Annotated in this window: 12 protein-coding genes; 5 read left to right on the top strand and 7 right to left on the bottom strand. The window is 36.1% G+C overall.

Translation table 11 applies throughout. The features are described from left to right. Positions 1-120: 120 nt before the first annotated feature. Complete coding sequence (locus tag ABE048_RS00765) at positions 121-1,209, bottom strand: diguanylate cyclase (RefSeq protein WP_430308576.1); 1,089 nt, start codon at positions 1,207-1,209, stop codon at positions 121-123. Between the two features lie 217 nt (positions 1,210-1,426). Between ABE048_RS00765 and ABE048_RS00760 the strand changes: the two genes are divergently transcribed. Beyond that, positions 1,427-1,864 carry a DUF1934 domain-containing protein gene (locus ABE048_RS00760; RefSeq protein ID WP_430308575.1) on the top strand — a complete coding sequence of 146 codons (438 nt, stop codon included), beginning with the start codon at positions 1,427-1,429 and terminating at the stop codon, positions 1,862-1,864. Then, positions 1,864-3,531 (top strand): arginine--tRNA ligase, encoded by a 1,668-nt coding sequence (gene argS / locus ABE048_RS00755; RefSeq protein ID WP_430308574.1) that lies wholly within the window; start codon positions 1,864-1,866, stop codon positions 3,529-3,531. The genes ABE048_RS00760 and argS overlap by 1 nt, the downstream gene beginning before the upstream one ends. A gap of 335 nt (positions 3,532-3,866) precedes the next feature. Here the strand turns inward: argS and ABE048_RS00750 are convergent, their stop codons facing one another. After that, a complete protein-coding gene (locus tag ABE048_RS00750) occupies positions 3,867-4,424 on the bottom strand; it encodes a DUF4822 domain-containing protein (protein ID WP_430308573.1) in 558 nt (185 codons plus the stop codon). Between the two features lie 248 nt (positions 4,425-4,672). Here ABE048_RS00750 and ABE048_RS00745 point away from each other — a divergent pair, with 248 nt between their 5' ends. Continuing rightward, a complete protein-coding gene (locus ABE048_RS00745; RefSeq protein WP_430308572.1) occupies positions 4,673-5,212 on the top strand; it encodes an NADPH-dependent FMN reductase in 540 nt (179 codons plus the stop codon). 534 nt (positions 5,213-5,746) lie between these two features. Here ABE048_RS00745 and uvrA read toward each other — a convergent pair. Then, positions 5,747-8,620 (bottom strand): excinuclease ABC subunit UvrA, encoded by a 2,874-nt coding sequence (gene uvrA / locus ABE048_RS00740; RefSeq protein ID WP_430308571.1) that lies wholly within the window; start codon positions 8,618-8,620, stop codon positions 5,747-5,749. After that, complete coding sequence (uvrB, locus tag ABE048_RS00735) at positions 8,617-10,599, bottom strand: excinuclease ABC subunit UvrB (protein ID WP_430308570.1); 1,983 nt, start codon at positions 10,597-10,599, stop codon at positions 8,617-8,619. Before uvrB ends, uvrA begins: the two co-directional genes overlap by 4 nt. A 510-nt stretch (positions 10,600-11,109) precedes the next feature. Between uvrB and ABE048_RS00730 the strand changes: the two genes are divergently transcribed. Further along, complete coding sequence (locus ABE048_RS00730; protein ID WP_430308569.1) at positions 11,110-11,679, top strand: competence protein ComK; 570 nt, start codon at positions 11,110-11,112, stop codon at positions 11,677-11,679. Here ABE048_RS00730 and ABE048_RS00725 read toward each other — a convergent pair. The 3 genes from ABE048_RS00725 to secA all read right to left on the bottom strand — a co-directional run bounded on the left by ABE048_RS00725 (position 11,645) and on the right by secA (position 15,924). After that, positions 11,645-12,022 carry a hypothetical protein gene (locus ABE048_RS00725; RefSeq protein ID WP_430308568.1) on the bottom strand — a complete coding sequence of 126 codons (378 nt, stop codon included), beginning with the start codon at positions 12,020-12,022 and terminating at the stop codon, positions 11,645-11,647. The two genes, ABE048_RS00730 and ABE048_RS00725, sit on opposite strands and share 35 nt — an antisense overlap. A 145-nt stretch (positions 12,023-12,167) precedes the next feature. Continuing rightward, positions 12,168-13,266 (bottom strand): peptide chain release factor 2 gene (gene prfB, locus ABE048_RS00720; RefSeq protein ID WP_430308606.1). Its coding sequence is split into 2 segments (ribosomal slippage): positions 12,168-13,193 and positions 13,195-13,266, totalling 1,098 coding nucleotides; the frame shifts between segments, so codons are not numbered across the junction. A gap of 147 nt (positions 13,267-13,413) precedes the next feature. Further along, the gene (secA, locus tag ABE048_RS00715; RefSeq protein ID WP_430308567.1) at positions 13,414-15,924 is read right to left on the bottom strand and encodes a preprotein translocase subunit SecA; all 2,511 of its coding nucleotides are present in this window, start codon (positions 15,922-15,924) and stop codon (positions 13,414-13,416) included. Between the two features lie 276 nt (positions 15,925-16,200). Here secA and ABE048_RS00710 point away from each other — a divergent pair, with 276 nt between their 5' ends. Next, the gene (locus ABE048_RS00710) at positions 16,201-17,127 is read left to right on the top strand and encodes an LCP family protein (RefSeq protein ID WP_430308566.1); all 927 of its coding nucleotides are present in this window, start codon (positions 16,201-16,203) and stop codon (positions 17,125-17,127) included. Positions 17,128-17,281: the final 154 nt, after the last annotated feature.

Genomic DNA, 17,281 nt, shown 5'->3' with positions numbered 1-17,281 from the left:
TAAGCTTATAGGGTTCACTTAGATAAAACCTCGAGAACCTATCTGGTTCATATAGGCACAAAAAATGGAAACAAAAAAGGATTTCAACTTCCTTATTGGAAATTGAAATCCTTTCTTAAGTTATGCATGAATGTTATTATAATGAATAATCTTATTATTACCTTGTGAGACTGCTCGCATCAATGCTTGATCTGTTGCAGCAGCAAGCTCTGAGATGCTTTTTCCGTTGTCTGGGAAGTTTGCAACGCCAATCGAAACTGTAATCGGAATTTTGCGTCCATCAGAACTGTGAAAAGGTTTTTGAGAAATCATTTTACTTAGCTCATGTGCGTACTGCAAACCGAAAGCTGGAGCAATTTGCTTACAAGCGATATAAAACTCTTCACCACTAATTCGTGCAGTATTTGCACCTTCGTGTTCCAAAACAAATTGTTTTAAATGCTGTCCAATTTGTTTTAATATTTCATCCCCAACTAGATGTCCATAAGTCGAGTTAACTTTACGGAAATGATCGATGTCGATTAAAAGTAAAGTAAAATGTTCATTATTTTTTATAAACTCGTCTATTATACTTTCAAACTTTCGACTGTTGGGTAAATCTGTTAAATAGTCGGTATCTGCTAACTTTTTAATTACATCAATTCGTTCAAATTGTTTTCTAAATAGTTTAAGAACAAAAACGGTTATATAGAGTGCAGGCATTGAAGTAAAGAGTAATGTAGAAATTCCAAGAAGTGCACTTTTCTCATCTTTACTTAAAAAAATAATAGCAAAACCGAATTGAATGATTGTATATGCTAAATAATAATGCATATTCCGATATGAAATAGGCTTCCACTTAGCAAACAATGCAAGGATAAATCCAGTAAATATAGTATTTAAACCTGCAATAATGGAAGTTGTTGTCATGCCTATTATATAAATTCGAAACAAACCAATAAGAGCAGAGGAAACAGCAATTGAAATTGGACCACCAATTAACCCAGCTATTAGAATAATGACATTTCGTAAATCTCCAATCACACCATTACCAAAATGGATGGAAGTTTTTATTATTAGTAAACCAGTGATAGCTGATAATACTCCAACAATCCAAGGATGTAAATCTTTAAGTGAATCGTGGAATTGTTCTAGAAATTCATACACAAGATAAAAAAAGATCACAAAAGTAAATAATAGCGAGAAATTGATAATATAATTAAGAATCAATCGAAGATCACCACCAAGTTATACTTAATTATAGCATTCATTAATTAGCTAATTGGGTAAAAATTCTTTCTTATCAACAAAAAAGGAACAAAAAGTATTATTATCAAGATGTCATAGAAATAATAGCCTTCTATTAGAATGTTGTATCTTGAAAACAAGTATAATCCTATCCTATAATAAGAAGGTTATATTAAGAAGAAAACGGAGGCATCGTAAAATGGCAGATGCACTTACAGCACCCGTAAAATTAAAAATAATAACAACTGTTACACAACAGGGTACAGAGCCTGAGCAGTTTGAACTGTGGTCTGAAGGTACAATTATGAAAAAGCGTGATCAAATCTATTTACGTTATGAAGAAGTACAGGAAGAGCAACAGATGCACACGACACTACGATTTGGCCAAGAAGATGCCATAATTATTCGTAATGGAGATATTAAAATGCGCATGCCTTTTGTACTTGGACAAGCTCAAAAAGGTCACTACAATAGTGAATATGGCCAATTACCAATCGTTACTTTAACGAAAGAGATGAAATTCGAACCGTCCGAATCTTTACAAAACGGTCGATTTTATTTGCAATATGAATTATTAATCGGTGGCGAATCCGTCGGAGACTATGCCTTAGAACTGAACTATACGGAGGGAAATTAATGAACGCAGTAGAACAAGTTCAACAAGCCGTTAAAGAAGCGCTTGTTGCAGCGATTCAAAAAGCAGAACTTGTAGAAGATACAAGTACTTTGAACATTCACTTAGAAACACCACGAAATAAAGAAAATGGCGACTATGCAACAAACGTTGCGATGCAACTTACAAAGTTAGCCAAAAAACCACCACGTGCTATCGCAGAAGCTATTTTAGAAAGCTTAGATACAGAAGGTACTGACATTGAAAAAATAGAAATCGCAGGACCTGGCTTCATGAATATCACTTTACGCAAAGACTATCTTGCAGAAGTTGTTACAACTGTTCTTGAACAAGGTTCAGAATACGGTCGCACCAATGCTGGAAAAGGTGAAAAAGTTCAAGTTGAATTTGTATCAGCTAACCCAACTGGTGATTTACACTTAGGGCACGCACGTGGAGCATCTGTTGGTGATTCTCTATGTAACGTTTTAGATTTTGCGGGCTACAATGTATCACGTGAATACTATATCAATGATGCTGGTAACCAAATTACAAAATTAGCAAAATCACTAGAAGCACGCTACCGTGAAGCACTAGGTTTAGAATCTAATATGCCTGAAGATGGCTACCATGGTAAAGATATCATCGTAATTGCACAAGAATTATCTAAAGAATTTGGCAAAGATGTATTAGAAAAATCGGATGAAGAACGTTTTGAATTCTTCCGTGAACATGGTTTAAAACACGAATTCGGTAAACTTCAAAAAGATTTAAAAGACTTCCGTGTAGATTTCGATGTATGGTTCTCTGAAACTTCTTTATACAAAGAAGGTAAGGTACAAATTGCACTTCAAAAACTAAAAGACAATGGTCATGTGTTTGAACAAGATGGTGCAACTTGGTTCCGTTCTACTCCATTTGGTGATGACAAAGATCGCGTACTTATCAAATCAGATGGTTCTTACACTTATCTAACACCAGATATCGCATACCATGAAGATAAATTACGTCGTGGCTTTGATAAACTAATCAATATTTGGGGAGCAGACCACCACGGTTACATCCCACGTATGAAAGCAGCTATCGAAGCACTTGGATATGACCGCGACACATTAGAAGTAGAAGTAATCCAAATGGTTAACCTTCTTCGTGATGGTGAAAAGGTCAAAATGTCTAAACGTACAGGTAATGCAGTAACATTACGTGAACTAGTAGAAGAAGTAGGATTAGATGCAGTACGCTACAACTTTGCAATGCGCGCTGGCGATACTCACTTAGATTTCGATTTAGATTTGGCTGTTAAACAATCAAATGAAAACCCAGTATACTATGCACAATATGCACACGCACGTATTAGTTCAATCTTACGTCAAGCATCAGAAAAAGGTTTTGCACCTTCAACTGAACATCTTGACACATTATCAACAGAAAAAGATATTGAAGTATTGAAAAAAGTTGGCGATTTCCCACAAGTCGTAGCAGATGCAGCACGCGTACGCGCACCACATCGTATCGCAAACTACATCCAAGAATTAGCAGCAACATTCCACAGCTTCTACAACGCAGAAAAAGTTCTAGATGCTGACAACAAAGACCGCTCTGAAGCTCGCCTTGCTCTAATCACAGCTGTCCGTACAACAATCGCAAATGCACTAAAACTAATCGGAGTTTCTGCACCAGAAAAAATGTAAAATTAAGTGCTGAAGCGGCTCGTTTAGACCCGAAAATCACAAAAGCTTTCGAATCGAAAACGTCTTTACAGTTTTCGACCGAGAAAGCGTTGTGACTCGAGGGTCTAGCCGCTGAAGCCGGATAAAATAAGTGCTGAAGGCGCTCGTTTAGTTTGTTCCAGAAATATAAGAAAGGACATTACATATTAAATTATGTAATGTCCTTTTATTTACTTTTTTCTTTTTATTTTGGTCTAGATAATACGAAACGTTTCATTTCATTTTTGTTACTGAGTGAATGTTGGTTCAATTCACCATAATATGGAACGTTATAATAATATCATGTCCTCTTATATTTATTCTGATTCAGAAAAAGCAAGTTTACTTTCAGTATAAGGTATATGTTCCACGAAAACTTCTACATCTTTTCCGTTTGCATCTTTTCCTATTCTTTTATAAGTGTATTTCTCCTCAGTTACTTCAGTTAACTCTACAGCACTCTGTGTTCCTTTAGATTTAGATTTGAGAACACGAAATTTACCACTATTTGTAATAAAGAAAGTTCCATTATCGCGGCTCTCTTTTGACGTTTTATCAAAGAATTCGTATCTCGATGCTTCAGCGTTATATTTAGCAAGGCCAATAAAGTTTGGATTTTCTTGTGTTAAATCATGATTGTTTTTATCATATACTTTTGTTCCTTGCCAAGACGTACTTCCGAGGATTTTTGCAATTTTCTCGCCTTTACTTAACGACGACTCTTCATTACTCTTTACTTCTGAAGTAACGGGTATTTTTGTTTCATTTTTATCATTTGCAGTAAGTTCTTGTTTGCCAAAATTAAAATCTTGCCATTGACAAGCAGATAAAATTACCGTAATTGCTAAGACAAGTACCATCGATATTTTTTTCATTTTTCGCCCTCCATAATTTTCTATCAGTACCAATGTTACCGATTTATAGGCTTTTAATACTTCTAATTAAACCTCTTTAATCATTTGGTGATAATCACAGCCGGGGTACAATGTAGTAAAAATATTAAAATATCTTAGTTAAGTGTCACTTTACAAAAAAGTAACTCCAAAATGATCAATCATGAATGAGGTATAAAAAATATAAAAAAGAGAATGATATGATGAATTCTATTTTTGGAGGAATGATTATGAATGTTGTTGCAATTGTAGGTAGTATCCGAAAAGACTCATATAACAAAAAACTAGCTGAATTTGTAAAAAAATATAATACAGATAAATTTGACATGGAAATCTTAACTTTAAATGATTTACCTATGTACAATCAAGATAATGAAAATAATCCATCTCAATCTGTTGTGGATTTTAAAGCAAAGGTAAAAGCTGCCGATGCGGTACTTTGGGTAACACCAGAGTACAATGGATCTATTCCTGGTGTATTAGGTAATGCGATAGATTGGCTATCACGCGTAGACCAAGTTATGATTGGCAAACCTTCATGGATTATGGGAGCTTCGATGGGAGTATTGGGAACTGCAAAAGCACAAATGCATTTACGCGACATTTTATTTTCAAGAGGCTTATCTTCTCCAATCCTAATAGGGAATGATGTATATATAGGGGAAGTGCATACCAAATTTGATGATTCAGGAAATCTAACAGATGAAGGAACGGTGCAATTTTTAGATAGAGTAGTTGGTAACTTTTTAACGTGGGTAAAACAATATTGATTTAGTTAAATCAATTTCATAATGCAGTATTCATAAAAAATATAATCTGCATGATGTGGAATTAGCTTCGCTTTCCGCGGGCGAACTGACGAGCCTCCTCGCTACGCTGTGGGGTCTCGTCTTGCTCGCATTCCCGCAGGAGTCTTCGCTAATTCCACATCAACAAAGATAGTTATACAAGTTTTTTCTATAAATTTTCAACTTTTTTTACTTTTTCAGCGCCCTCGTAGTCTCGTCTATCCCATTTTCCAACATTACATTGAATTAACATCACACGAAGAAAATGCAAATGCTTTTTCGAGGAGTCTCCGCTAATTCCACTTCAATTAAGATAATCCCACAAGATTTTCATCATAAAAAACAGCTATTTTTACTTTTTCAGTGGCTTTGTGAATACGTGGGCACTGAAATACTAATTTAATAAAAAATTTATAGTGAAAACTGTTTTGTCTGAAGTTGAATCAGCTTTGCTTTCCCGATGGTAAAGATTGCTCCTTCGATTACTCGTCGCAGAAAAATAATTTCTTTTAACAACTATTTTTGAGCGCCAGCGACTGCTTCTTTCATACGGTCGCGATCTCGCAGTAAAATTCTCTTTAAGTAAATCCCAGTATAAGAGTCTTCCTTTTCAATTACTTCTTCTGGTGTACCTTTTGCGATGACGATACCACCTTTGTCTCCGCCTTCTGGTCCCATGTCAATGATATAATCTACCGTTTTGATTACATCTAAATTATGTTCGATTACTAATACAGTATCTCCATTGTCAACTAAACGTTGTAAAACCTTTAATAACCGTGAAATATCTTCTGCATGAAGCCCTGTTGTTGGTTCATCTAAAATATAAATAGATTTCCCATTAGATCGTTTATGCAATTCAGATGCTAATTTCACACGCTGCGCTTCCCCACCTGATAACGTAGTTGCAGGTTGCCCTAATTTTATATAACCCAAACCTACATCAACAATTGTTTGCAATTTGCGTGCAATTTTCGGGATATTTTTGAAAAATTCTAATGCATCCTCAACAGTCATTTCTAAAACATCTGAGATGCTTTTTTCTTTATATTTTACTTCTAAGGTCTCACGATTATAACGTTTGCCGTGACACACTTCACATGGTACATAAACATCTGGTAAGAAATGCATTTCAATTTTAATAATACCGTCACCACGGCATGCCTCACAACGGCCACCTTTAACATTAAAACTAAATCGGCCTTTTTTATAACCGCGTATTTTTGCTTCATTCGTTACCGCAAAGACATCACGAATATCATCAAATACACCTGTATAAGTGGCTGGATTTGAGCGTGGTGTTCTACCAATTGGCGATTGATCGATATCGATTACTTTTTCTAATTGTTCGATTCCTTCAATTTCTTTTACTTCACCTGGTTTTACTTTTGAACGATTTAACTTTTGCGCTAATGATTTGTAAAGCACTTCATTTACTAAAGTACTTTTTCCTGATCCTGAAACACCAGTAACTGCTGTGAAAACACCTAATGGAATATCTACTTTCACATTTTTTAAGTTATTTTCTTTTGCACCCTTGATCTTTAGGAAACGGCCATCTGGCTTTCTTCGTTCTGTTGGAAGCGGAATAAATTTACGTCCGCTTAAATATTGTCCTGTCAGTGAATTCTTATTTTTCATTACTTGTTGTGGTGTACCAGCTGCTACTATCTCTCCACCATGTACACCTGCACCAGGACCTACGTCAATTAAATAATCAGCCGCAAGCATTGTGTCCTCATCATGTTCTACGACGATCAATGTATTCCCTAGATCGCGCATACTTTGTAATGTCGCAATTAATCTGTCATTATCACGTTGATGTAGTCCAATTGATGGTTCATCTAAAATATAGAGAACACCAGTTAAACGTGATCCAATTTGAGTCGCTAAACGAATACGTTGTGCTTCCCCACCTGATAAAGTACCAGCTGCTCGATTTAATGTTAAATAATCTAGTCCTACATTGATTAAAAAGCTAAGTCGCTCTTGGATTTCTCTTAAAATTAATCGAGCAATTTGCATATCTTTTTCTGATAGTTTGAGTTCTTGGAAAAATGTATAGGCTTCTTTAATAGAAAACTCCGTTGCTACCCCTATATGTTTGCCATCAATTTTCACCGCTAAAGTTTCTGGTTTTAAACGGTGCCCGTGACAAGATGGGCAAGGTTGCTGTGCCATATATTTTTCCATTTGATCACGAATATAATCTGAAGAAGTCTCGCGATAACGTCTCTCCACATTCCGTAAAACTCCTTCAAATTGAATATCTTGATCACGAACATTCCCAAACTCATTTTCATAATGGAAATGAATGAAGTCTTCTCCTGAGCCATGTAATATTTTATCCATTTGCTCTTTTGGTATATCCTTTACAGGTATATCCATATCAATTCCGTAATGATCGCATATAGACTTTAATAATTGTGGATAGAATTGAGAACTGACTGGATTCCATGGCACAATCGCGCCATCATTTAGCGTTACATCCCAATCTGGAATGACCATTGTTTCATCTACTTCAAGCTTTGTACCAAGTCCATCACACTGTGGGCAAGCTCCAAATGGACTGTTAAATGAAAACATACGAGGCTCTAACTCTTCAATAGAGAATCCGCAAATTGGGCAAGCATGATGTTCACTGAATAGCAATTCTTCGTATTCCATCACATCGACCATCACTCGGCCATCAGCTAATCTTAAAGCTGTTTCTAAAGAATCACTTAAACGAGACTCTACACCTTCTTTTAATACAACGCGGTCAATGACTACTTCAATATTATGCTTTTTGTTTTTCTCTAATTCGATATTGTCATCTAAATCTCGTAGCTCGCCATCAATTCGTGCTCGAACATAGCCTTGTTTTTTCAAGTCTTCTAATAATTTAACATGTGTTCCTTTACGACCAGATACCATCGGTGCTAGTAATTGTAGCTTTGTTCGTTCAGGATATTGCACAATTCGATCAACCATTTGTTCAACGGTTTGAGACGTAATTTCAATACCATGGTTTGGACAAATTGGTTTCCCGACACGCGCAAAAAGTAGACGTAAGTAATCATAGATTTCTGTCACTGTTCCGACTGTAGAACGCGGGTTACGACTTGTTGTTTTTTGGTCAATTGAAATTGCTGGTGAAAGTCCTTCAATGGCATCCACATCTGGTTTGTCCATCTGTCCTAAAAATTGTCTCGCATAGGCTGAAAGAGATTCTACATAACGTCTTTGACCTTCCGCATAAATCGTATCGAATGCAAGTGAAGATTTACCAGAACCTGATAGCCCAGTCATGACAACTAATTGGTCTCGCGGAATTTTTACACTAACATTCTTTAAATTATTTGCCCGTGCTCCTTGTACAACGATTTCTTGATTTTTCAAACTGCTCATCCTTCCGCTTTCAATTCCAAAATAGTATCTCGAAGTTCAGCTGCACGTTCGAAATCAAGCGCTTTTGCTGCATCCTTCATTTCTTTTTCGAGTGATTCTAGTAATGTTGTTTTTTCTGCCTTTGTTAACTTTTTACCATTCGTCACTTGTGTTAGATAAGATTCTGGTTCTTCTGCCGCTTGTGTTGCACGAATTACATCTCGAATTTTCTTTTGAATCGTTTTTGGTGTAATACCATGTTCTTTATTGTAAGCCATTTGAATTTCTCGACGACGGTTTGTTTCCTCAATTGCTTTCGTCATGGAATCCGTCATACGATCTGCGTACATAATGACATGTCCATTGGCATTACGAGCCGCACGTCCAATCGTTTGGATTAGTGATCGTTCAGATCGTAAGAAACCTTCCTTATCTGCATCTAAAATGGTAACTAGTGAAACCTCTGGAATATCTAATCCCTCACGCAATAAGTTGATACCGATCAAGACATCATACGTACCTATTCGTAATTCCCGAATGATTTCGATACGTTCTAACGTTTTAACTTCAGAGTGCAAATACTGAACTTTAATGCCCATTTCTTTTAAGTAATCGGTTAAATCCTCTGACATTTTCTTCGTTAAAGTCGTTACTAGTACACGTTCGTTACGTTCAACACGTTGTTGAATTTCATCGATTAAATCATCAATTTGTCCTTCAATCGGGCGTACTTCAATCTCTGGATCCAACAAACCTGTCGGACGAATAATTTGTTCAACCGCTTCAGGTGTATGTTCCAGTTCATAAGGTCCTGGTGTTGCCGAAACATAAATGGCGTTATGAATATGTTTCTCAAATTCTTCAAATTTTAACGGTCTATTATCAAGTGCAGATGGTAAGCGAAAACCATGCTCTACTAAAACATTTTTTCGAGCTTGGTCACCGTTATACATCCCACGAATTTGCGGTAATGTAACATGACTTTCATCTACTATTAACAAAAAGTCTTCTGGAAAATAATCCAACAAGGTGTAAGGTGTTACTCCTGGTGGACGTAGGGTCATAGGACGTGAATAGTTTTCGATACCAGAGCAGAAGCCCATTTCTTTCATCATTTCTAAATCATAATTCGTTCTTTGTTCTAATCTTTGTGCTTCTAAAAGTTTATCTTCTGAGCGAAGTTGTTTTAATCTATCTTGCAATTCTTTTTCAATCATTTCGATTGCTTTTAACATTTTTTCTTCACGTGTTACGAAGTGAGAAGCTGGGAAGATAGCTATATGCTCACGTTCACCTAATATCTCGCCTGTGAGGGCATCAACTTCACGAATACGATCTACTTCATCACCAAAGAACTCGATACGGATACAATGTTCATCTCTTGATGCTGGAAAAATTTCGACTACATCCCCCCGCACTCTAAACTTACCACGGATAAAATTAATGTCATTTCGTTCATATTGGATATCCACTAGTTTTCGTAATAGTTGATTACGTTCAATTTCCATGCCAGTTCGAATGGAGACAACCATTTCTCTATATTCTTCTGGATTACCCAAGCCATAAATACATGAAACAGATGCGATGATAATGACATCATCACGTTCAAACAAAGAAGATGTTGCAGAGTGTCTTAGCTTATCAATTTCGTCATTTATACTGGAGTCTTTTTCAATATAGGTATCTGTTTGTGGTACATATGCTTCTGGTTGATAGTAATCGTAATAACTTACAAAATACTCAACTGCATTATTTGGGAAAAATTCTTTGAATTCACTGTACAGCTGTCCTGCAAGTGTCTTATTATGAGCTATTACAAGTGTTGGCTTTTTTACTTCTTTAATAACATTAGAAACGGTAAATGTTTTCCCTGTTCCTGTTGCACCAAGTAGTGTTTGATCCCGTTTTCCTTGTCGAACCCCTTCAACAAGCTCTCGAATTGCGGTTGGTTGATCTCCGCTTGGCTTGTAGGCTGAGTGCAAATCGAATTCCTGCCCCATTATTTTCTTCCTCCTTGCTTGTCTCCATCTAGTAGCTATATTTTAACATAGCTGTTAGAAAATATCGAGAAAAGTGCGAACGTACGTTTTAGATATTTATATAAAAAAACCGCTCTGATAGAACGGTTTTTATCTTTAGAAGGAGCATAGTCAACAATTTTCCTTAGGATGTCTTTTTTCAATATAAGTCATTTTAACTGAAGTTCCTTGGGAGATTTTGCGAAAAAAATAAATAATAAAAACCGTTTATTAAAAATTTTTTGGTCCAACCAAACTGCTCATTTGGTCCAAGTAAACAGCCCGTTTTGCCAACAAAATGATCACTTTTGTCATTTTTCTATTCTTAATACTTTTTGATAGTATAAAAAAAACATCATGAATATGCAATTTTTTTACTTTTTCATAACATTTTAGAAAAGAAAGTAGGTGCTATTATACACAATATATATCCTGTTTTTCATTTTTGGTATCGTCATCAAAACAAAGATTTGATCACAAGGAGGAACTAAAATGAACTACAAAATGGTAAGTCTTTATGATTTTTGTTTAACACCTAATTTTTGCATGATGAAACCAATGGTGCTGGATGGGCATAATTATTCGTTCGTTTTGGAGTTAGAAAAATGTTATGTCGTCCCCTGTTCAGTAACACGTTTAATGAATCGGATTTGTGCATCATTAGGTACTACCCTAGATACCACTTTAAATTATTCCAATCGTATTTTTAGAGAGATAAATGTAAATGCTGATAAGGAAGAAAATATGATTAAATTACCTATTATTTTATCTACTCTTAATAAACCTTATATTTTCTTTCCAACTGCTTCGCCTAAAAAGAATCATAATACATGGATTCTATGGCAAAATTTTAGAGGGCACTCATCAATCGGCAAGCAAGGTATAGGCCTACATTTTAAAAATGATGTCTATACAGAAGAACAAATTAGTTTCACAACCCTATCAAGACAGCAATACTATGCATCCATTTTATACTTCCGTCATATGGATAATATGCTACAGCAACAATATGCTGAAAATATACTTGCTACTGTTCGCAACGAGTTATTTCTTGTGCCTTAGATAAATAGTAGGACAATAAATCTTCTACATGATTGCGCAGCCGAATATTTGAGTAGCGACGACAATCTTGTGCACGTTGACGTACAAAAATGTACTCTGAAAACAAATCGTCTCGTTCACCACGGAATACCTGTAACTGATTTTGACGTAAATAGCGCTTAGCCTCTGCTAACTCTTTTTGAACAAATGATATGGTCTGTTCGACTAATTTAATATATGGCTGTTTTAATTTAAATGCACCTTGTTCAAACGCCTGACAGTCTCTTTGTAGAATTTGTAAAACCATTGGTAAGTAAATGACCTGTTCTAACATTTGGATTGCTTCTTTTGATAATTTTAACATCATTCCACCTCCAAAATAAGAACGAATGTTCTGTTTTATATTTTACAATGAGGTCACGCTTTTGACAAGTAAATGGGCGTTGTAATATTTGGTAAAACAAAAAACTGCGGAAGAACATTTTCATTCTTCCACAGTTTTTTCGTTATTATAATTGTGAACGTAAATAAGCATTGATAAATTGGTCGACGTCGCCGTCCATGACAGCTTGGACATTACCGGTTTCCGTATTTGTACGGTGGTCTTTTACCATTGAATATGGATGGAATACGTAAGAGCGAATTTGGCTACTCCAACCAATCTCCTTTTGCTCACCTCGGATATCATCTAATTGAGCTTGTTGTTCCTCTACTTTGAGTTGATACAATTTTGCTTGTAGCATACTCATTGCTTTTTCACGGTTTTTAATTTGTGAACGTTCAGCTTGACATGCTACAACAACGCCTGTTGGCAAATGGGTAATACGGACAGCAGATTCTGTTTTGTTAATGTGCTGACCACCTGCACCTGATGCACGATACGTATCCACTTTCAAATCTTCTGAACGAATTTCAACGGCGATTTCGTCATCGAATTCTGGCATAACATCACAAGAAACAAAGGATGTATGACGACGACCAGCTGCATCAAATGGAGAAATACGAACTAAGCGGTGAACGCCTTTTTCTGCTTTTAAATAGCCATATGCATTATGCCCTCTAATTGCAAGCGTAACGGATTTTAGACCTGCTTCATCACCTGGTAAATAATCCAATGTCTCAACCTTAAAATCATGTTTCTCAGCCCAGCGTGTATACATACGCAAAAGCATAGAGCCCCAGTCTTGTGATTCAGTACCACCTGCACCTGGATGCAATTCTATAATTGCATTATTTTTATCGTATTCGCCGCTTAAAAGCAATTGTAATTCGAACTCTGTAGTACGATTTGTGAATTCCTTCATTTCATCGCCAAGCTCTTGTTGCAATTCTTCATCAGGTTCTTCTTTTAATAACTCTAAAGTCATTTCAAGATTTTCCTGTGTTTCGACTAGTACGTAAAATTCATTGACAATATCTTTTAAGCCTTTTGATTCATTGATAATTTTTTGAGCATTGTTTTGATCATCCCAGAAGGAAGGTTCAAGCATCATTTCATCTAATTCTTGAATACGAGCCTCTTTGTTTTCTAAGTCAAAGAGACCCCCTAAAGTCCGCTAATTTCTTAGCAGTATTATCTAACTCATTTCGAACATCTGATAATTCGATCATTTAAATTCCTCCAAAATAGTTTCTTTCTATAAAAGGCATAAAGGAGTTGTCCAAAAGCTACTTTTGGACAGCCCCTTTGCCTATGTCACTCGGTGGTTACAAGAACTCAAGAAGAGTGCACTATATGAATCTGAAAGGGCTAGATTAAACAGCACCGTGACAGTTTTTATATTTTTTACCGCTACCACAAGGGCATAGATCGTTACGACCAACCTCTTGTTCTTTACGAACAGGTTTGCGTTTAGCAGGTCCATTTTCTTCTGTTTTCGGATTAACTGCCTCACCTTTTGCCACTTCTTCACGTTCTAAGTTACTACGGATTTCAGCTTTCATCGCATATTTAGCGACATCTGAACGAATTGAATCAACCATTGCTTCAAACATGGCAAAACCTTCTGATTGATATTCGCGAAGTGGGTCTGTTTGAGCGTACGCACGTAGGTGGATACCTTGACGTAATTGATCCATTGCATCGATATGGTCAATCCATTTAGAATCAATTCCGCGAAGTAAGATAACTTTTTCGAACTCACGCATACGTTCTGGAGAAAGTTCTTCTTCTTTGCGGTCGTATTCTTCCTTCACTTCAGCACGAAGGAATTCAATAATGTCTTCTGGAGATTTACCTTGAAGATTTTCTTCTGTTGCAACACCTTCAGGAAGTAAATTAGCACCTACAAAGCTTGCTAAACCTGTTAAATTCCAGTCATTTGCATTTTCTTCAGCTGTATAAGAATTAACAACATTGACTAATTCTTCATCCACCATCGATTCAACTAATCCGCGCATATTTTCAGTTTCTAATACTTCATAACGTTCTTTGTAGATAATTTCACGTTGTTGACGTAATACATCATCATATTGTAATAAACGCTTACGAGCATCAAAGTTGTTACCTTCAACACGTTTTTGTGCTGATTCAACAGCTTTTGATACCATTTTAGATTGGATAGGTTGAGTATCATCCATACCTAATTTAGTCATCATGGCTTTCATACTTTCAGAACCGAAACGCTTCATCAATTCATCTTCAAGTGAAAGATAGAATTGAGTAACACCAGGGTCCCCTTGACGTCCAGCACGACCACGTAATTGGTTATCAATACGGCGTGACTCGTGACGTTCTGTACCAACTACCGCTAAGCCGCCTACTTCAAGGACACCTTCACCAAGTTTGATATCGGTACCACGTCCAGCCATGTTTGTAGCAATTGTAACTGCGCCTTTATGACCTGCTTCTGCTACGATTTCAGCTTCACGTTCATGGTTTTTCGCATTCAATACGTTATGAGGAATACCACGTTTAGATAATAAATGTGAAATCAGCTCGGAAGTTTCAATGGCAACAGTACCAACAAGAACTGGTTGACCATTCTTATGGCGTTCAGCGATATCATTAGCAACTGCATCGAATTTACCTTGCATTGATGCATAGATTAAATCAGGACGGTCATCACGAGCAATCGGTTTGTTCGTAGGAATAACAACCACATACATATTGTAAATATTACGGAATTCTTCTTCTTCTGTTTTTGCAGTACCAGTCATACCAGATAGTTTTTCATACATACGGAAGTAGTTTTGGAATGTAATAGTTGCCATAGTCATGGATTCGTTTTGAATTTCCACGCCTTCTTTTGCTTCGATTGCTTGATGAAGTCCTTCTGAATAACGACGGCCTTGCATAATACGACCAGTGAATGAGTCAACGATTAAGATTTCACCGTCTTGCACTACGTAATCGACATCCAAATGCATACTTGAGTGTGCTTTTAAAGATTGGTTAATCGCATGGTTTAACCCAACATGAGTCAAATCAAACAAGTTATCAATATTAAATGCTCTTTCAGCTTTTTCAATCCCTTGTTCAGTTAACGTAACGCCCTTCGTTTCAACATCGTAATTGTATTCTTCGTCTTTTTTTAACGTACGTACAAATGCATTTGATTGTTTATATAAGGCAGCTGACTTATTAGCTTGTCCAGAAATAATCAAAGGGGTACGTGCTTCATCGATTAAGATAGAGTCAACTTCATCGATTACTGCATAGTAAAGGGGGCGTTGAACACGTTCTTCTCTGTAAAGAACCATATTATCACGTAAGTAGTCAAAACCTAATTCATTGTTTGTGCTATAAGTAATATCACAAGCATAAGCTTCACGTTTTTCGTCTTTATTCATGCTATTTAAGTTCAAACCAACTGTTAAACCTAAAAATTCATATAATGGACGCATTGTTTCAGCATCACGGCTAGCTAAGTATTCGTTGACAGTAACAACATGAACGCCTTTATGAGTAAGTGCATTTAAGTAAACGGGTAAAGTAGATGTTAATGTTTTACCTTCCCCAGTTTTCATCTCTGCAATGTTACCTTCATGAAGTGTAGCGCCACCCATAATTTGTACAGGGTATGGGAACATTCCTAGTACACGTTTTGATGCTTCACGAACAACCGCAAAAGCTTCAGGACGAATGCTATCCAACTCTTCGCCTTCTGAGTATCGTTTATAAAATTCATCTGTTTTAGCTTTTAATTGTTCATCAGAAAGTTTTTCCATATCTTGAGCAAGTGCTTCAACTGAACTTGCAACTTTTTCTAAGTGTTTAATTTCTTTTTTATTTGGATCAAAAATTTTATTCAATATGCTGGGCATTCATTTTCACATCCTATATAGTCTCAACCCTCATTTTAACACTGTTTAACGATTTAGTGCAAATGAACGATAAGTATTATTCTATTATTTTCCTAATTTTTAAATAGTAAAAAAAGCTATTAAATTCATAAAATATACAGGGAAATTTGAATAAATTAACGAATATATTGGAAATCCTCTCATTAAAGCAATATCGCAACCATATTATTTATAAGATTTTTAAATCACAAGATTCCCAATCCATTCAGAAAAATCCTATATTTGGGGGTAGTACGATTGAAAATAAATAGATTAATGAAATGGTGCATGGGCATCATTTTCATTGTCATCCTGACGATAGGCGGTTTCGCTTATCATGTTTATTATAACGCTGTTTCAACATTTGAGGAAATCCACACACCTATTAAACATACTCCTACGGAACAGCGCACTCAACCAGTAGTATTACAAGAAAAACATCCATTCTCTATGTTACTCCTGGGTGTCGATGAACGAGAAAATGATGTCGGACGTTCAGATACGATTATTGTCCTAACCGTTAACCCACAAACGAAAAACACATTAATGGTTAGTATCCCACGTGATACGTATACAACCATCGTCGGTAAAAATAGAAAAGATAAAATCAATCATGCTTATGCATTTGGCGGTATGGAAATGTCCATGAACACCATCGAAAAATTATTAGATATTCCAATCGACTATGTAGCTAAAGTCAATATGGAAGGATTCAAACAAGTCATTGATACTATTGGTAATGTACAAGTCCAAAATGAGATAGATTTCCAACAAGGAAGTCATCATTTTAAAAAGGGAACGATTAGTTTAGATGGATCAGCTGCGCTCGATTATGTACGTATGCGAAAAGTAGATCCACAAGGCGACTTTGGCAGACAAAATCGACAAAAGCAAGTCATCCAAGCAATCATCGATAAAGGTACATCATTAAAGACGTTAATGATATATCAAGACATTTTTAAAATTCTTGGCAAGAACGTCTCCACAAATCTTACGTTCAATCAAATAAAAGAATTGCAGCAAAATTATCGACAATCACTAGGTGATATCAAACAAATTCATTTTGAAAAAGGACAAGGTAAGATCATCCATGGCATTTGGTATTACATCCCGGACCAAAAAGAGTTATCTCAAATTTCAAGTTCTTTACAAAAACATTTAGAAGTTTCATCAACTAAAAAGTGAAATAATTTGGATAGAATTGCTGCATTTACTTGAAGTGGAATTAGCTCCGCTTTCCGTGGGCGAACTGACGAGCCTCCTCGGGGCAACAGGATGTTGGTCACGGAGTCGTTGCCACAGGACGTGGCGTTCTTAGACTCCGTTCCTTAATTACGCT

The organism is Rummeliibacillus pycnus (genome assembly GCF_050459865.1).
Classification (GTDB): Bacteria; Bacillota; Bacilli; order Bacillales_A; family Planococcaceae; genus Rummeliibacillus; species Rummeliibacillus pycnus_B.
The sequence above is the reverse complement of the archived record's forward strand: the minus strand, read 5'-3'. Positions and strand labels throughout refer to the sequence as shown.

Bases quoted from the DNA above. Each gene is read 5' to 3' on its own strand.
- ABE048_RS00750 (WP_430308573.1), bottom strand. From the start codon at position 4,424: ATGAAAAAAATATCGATGGTACTTGTCTTAGCAATTACGGTAATTTTA.
- ABE048_RS00760 (WP_430308575.1), top strand. From the start codon at position 1,427: ATGGCAGATGCACTTACAGCACCCGTAAAATTAAAAATAATAACAACT.
- argS (WP_430308574.1), top strand. From the start codon at position 1,864: ATGAACGCAGTAGAACAAGTTCAACAAGCCGTTAAAGAAGCGCTTGTT.
- ABE048_RS00745 (WP_430308572.1), top strand. From the start codon at position 4,673: ATGAATGTTGTTGCAATTGTAGGTAGTATCCGAAAAGACTCATATAAC.
- secA (WP_430308567.1), bottom strand. From the start codon at position 15,924: ATGCCCAGCATATTGAATAAAATTTTTGATCCAAATAAAAAAGAAATT.
- uvrA (WP_430308571.1), bottom strand. From the start codon at position 8,620: ATGAGCAGTTTGAAAAATCAAGAAATCGTTGTACAAGGAGCACGGGCA.
- ABE048_RS00730 (WP_430308569.1), top strand. From the start codon at position 11,110: ATGAACTACAAAATGGTAAGTCTTTATGATTTTTGTTTAACACCTAAT.
- ABE048_RS00725 (WP_430308568.1), bottom strand. From the start codon at position 12,022: ATGTTAAAATTATCAAAAGAAGCAATCCAAATGTTAGAACAGGTCATT.
- uvrB (WP_430308570.1), bottom strand. From the start codon at position 10,599: ATGGGGCAGGAATTCGATTTGCACTCAGCCTACAAGCCAAGCGGAGAT.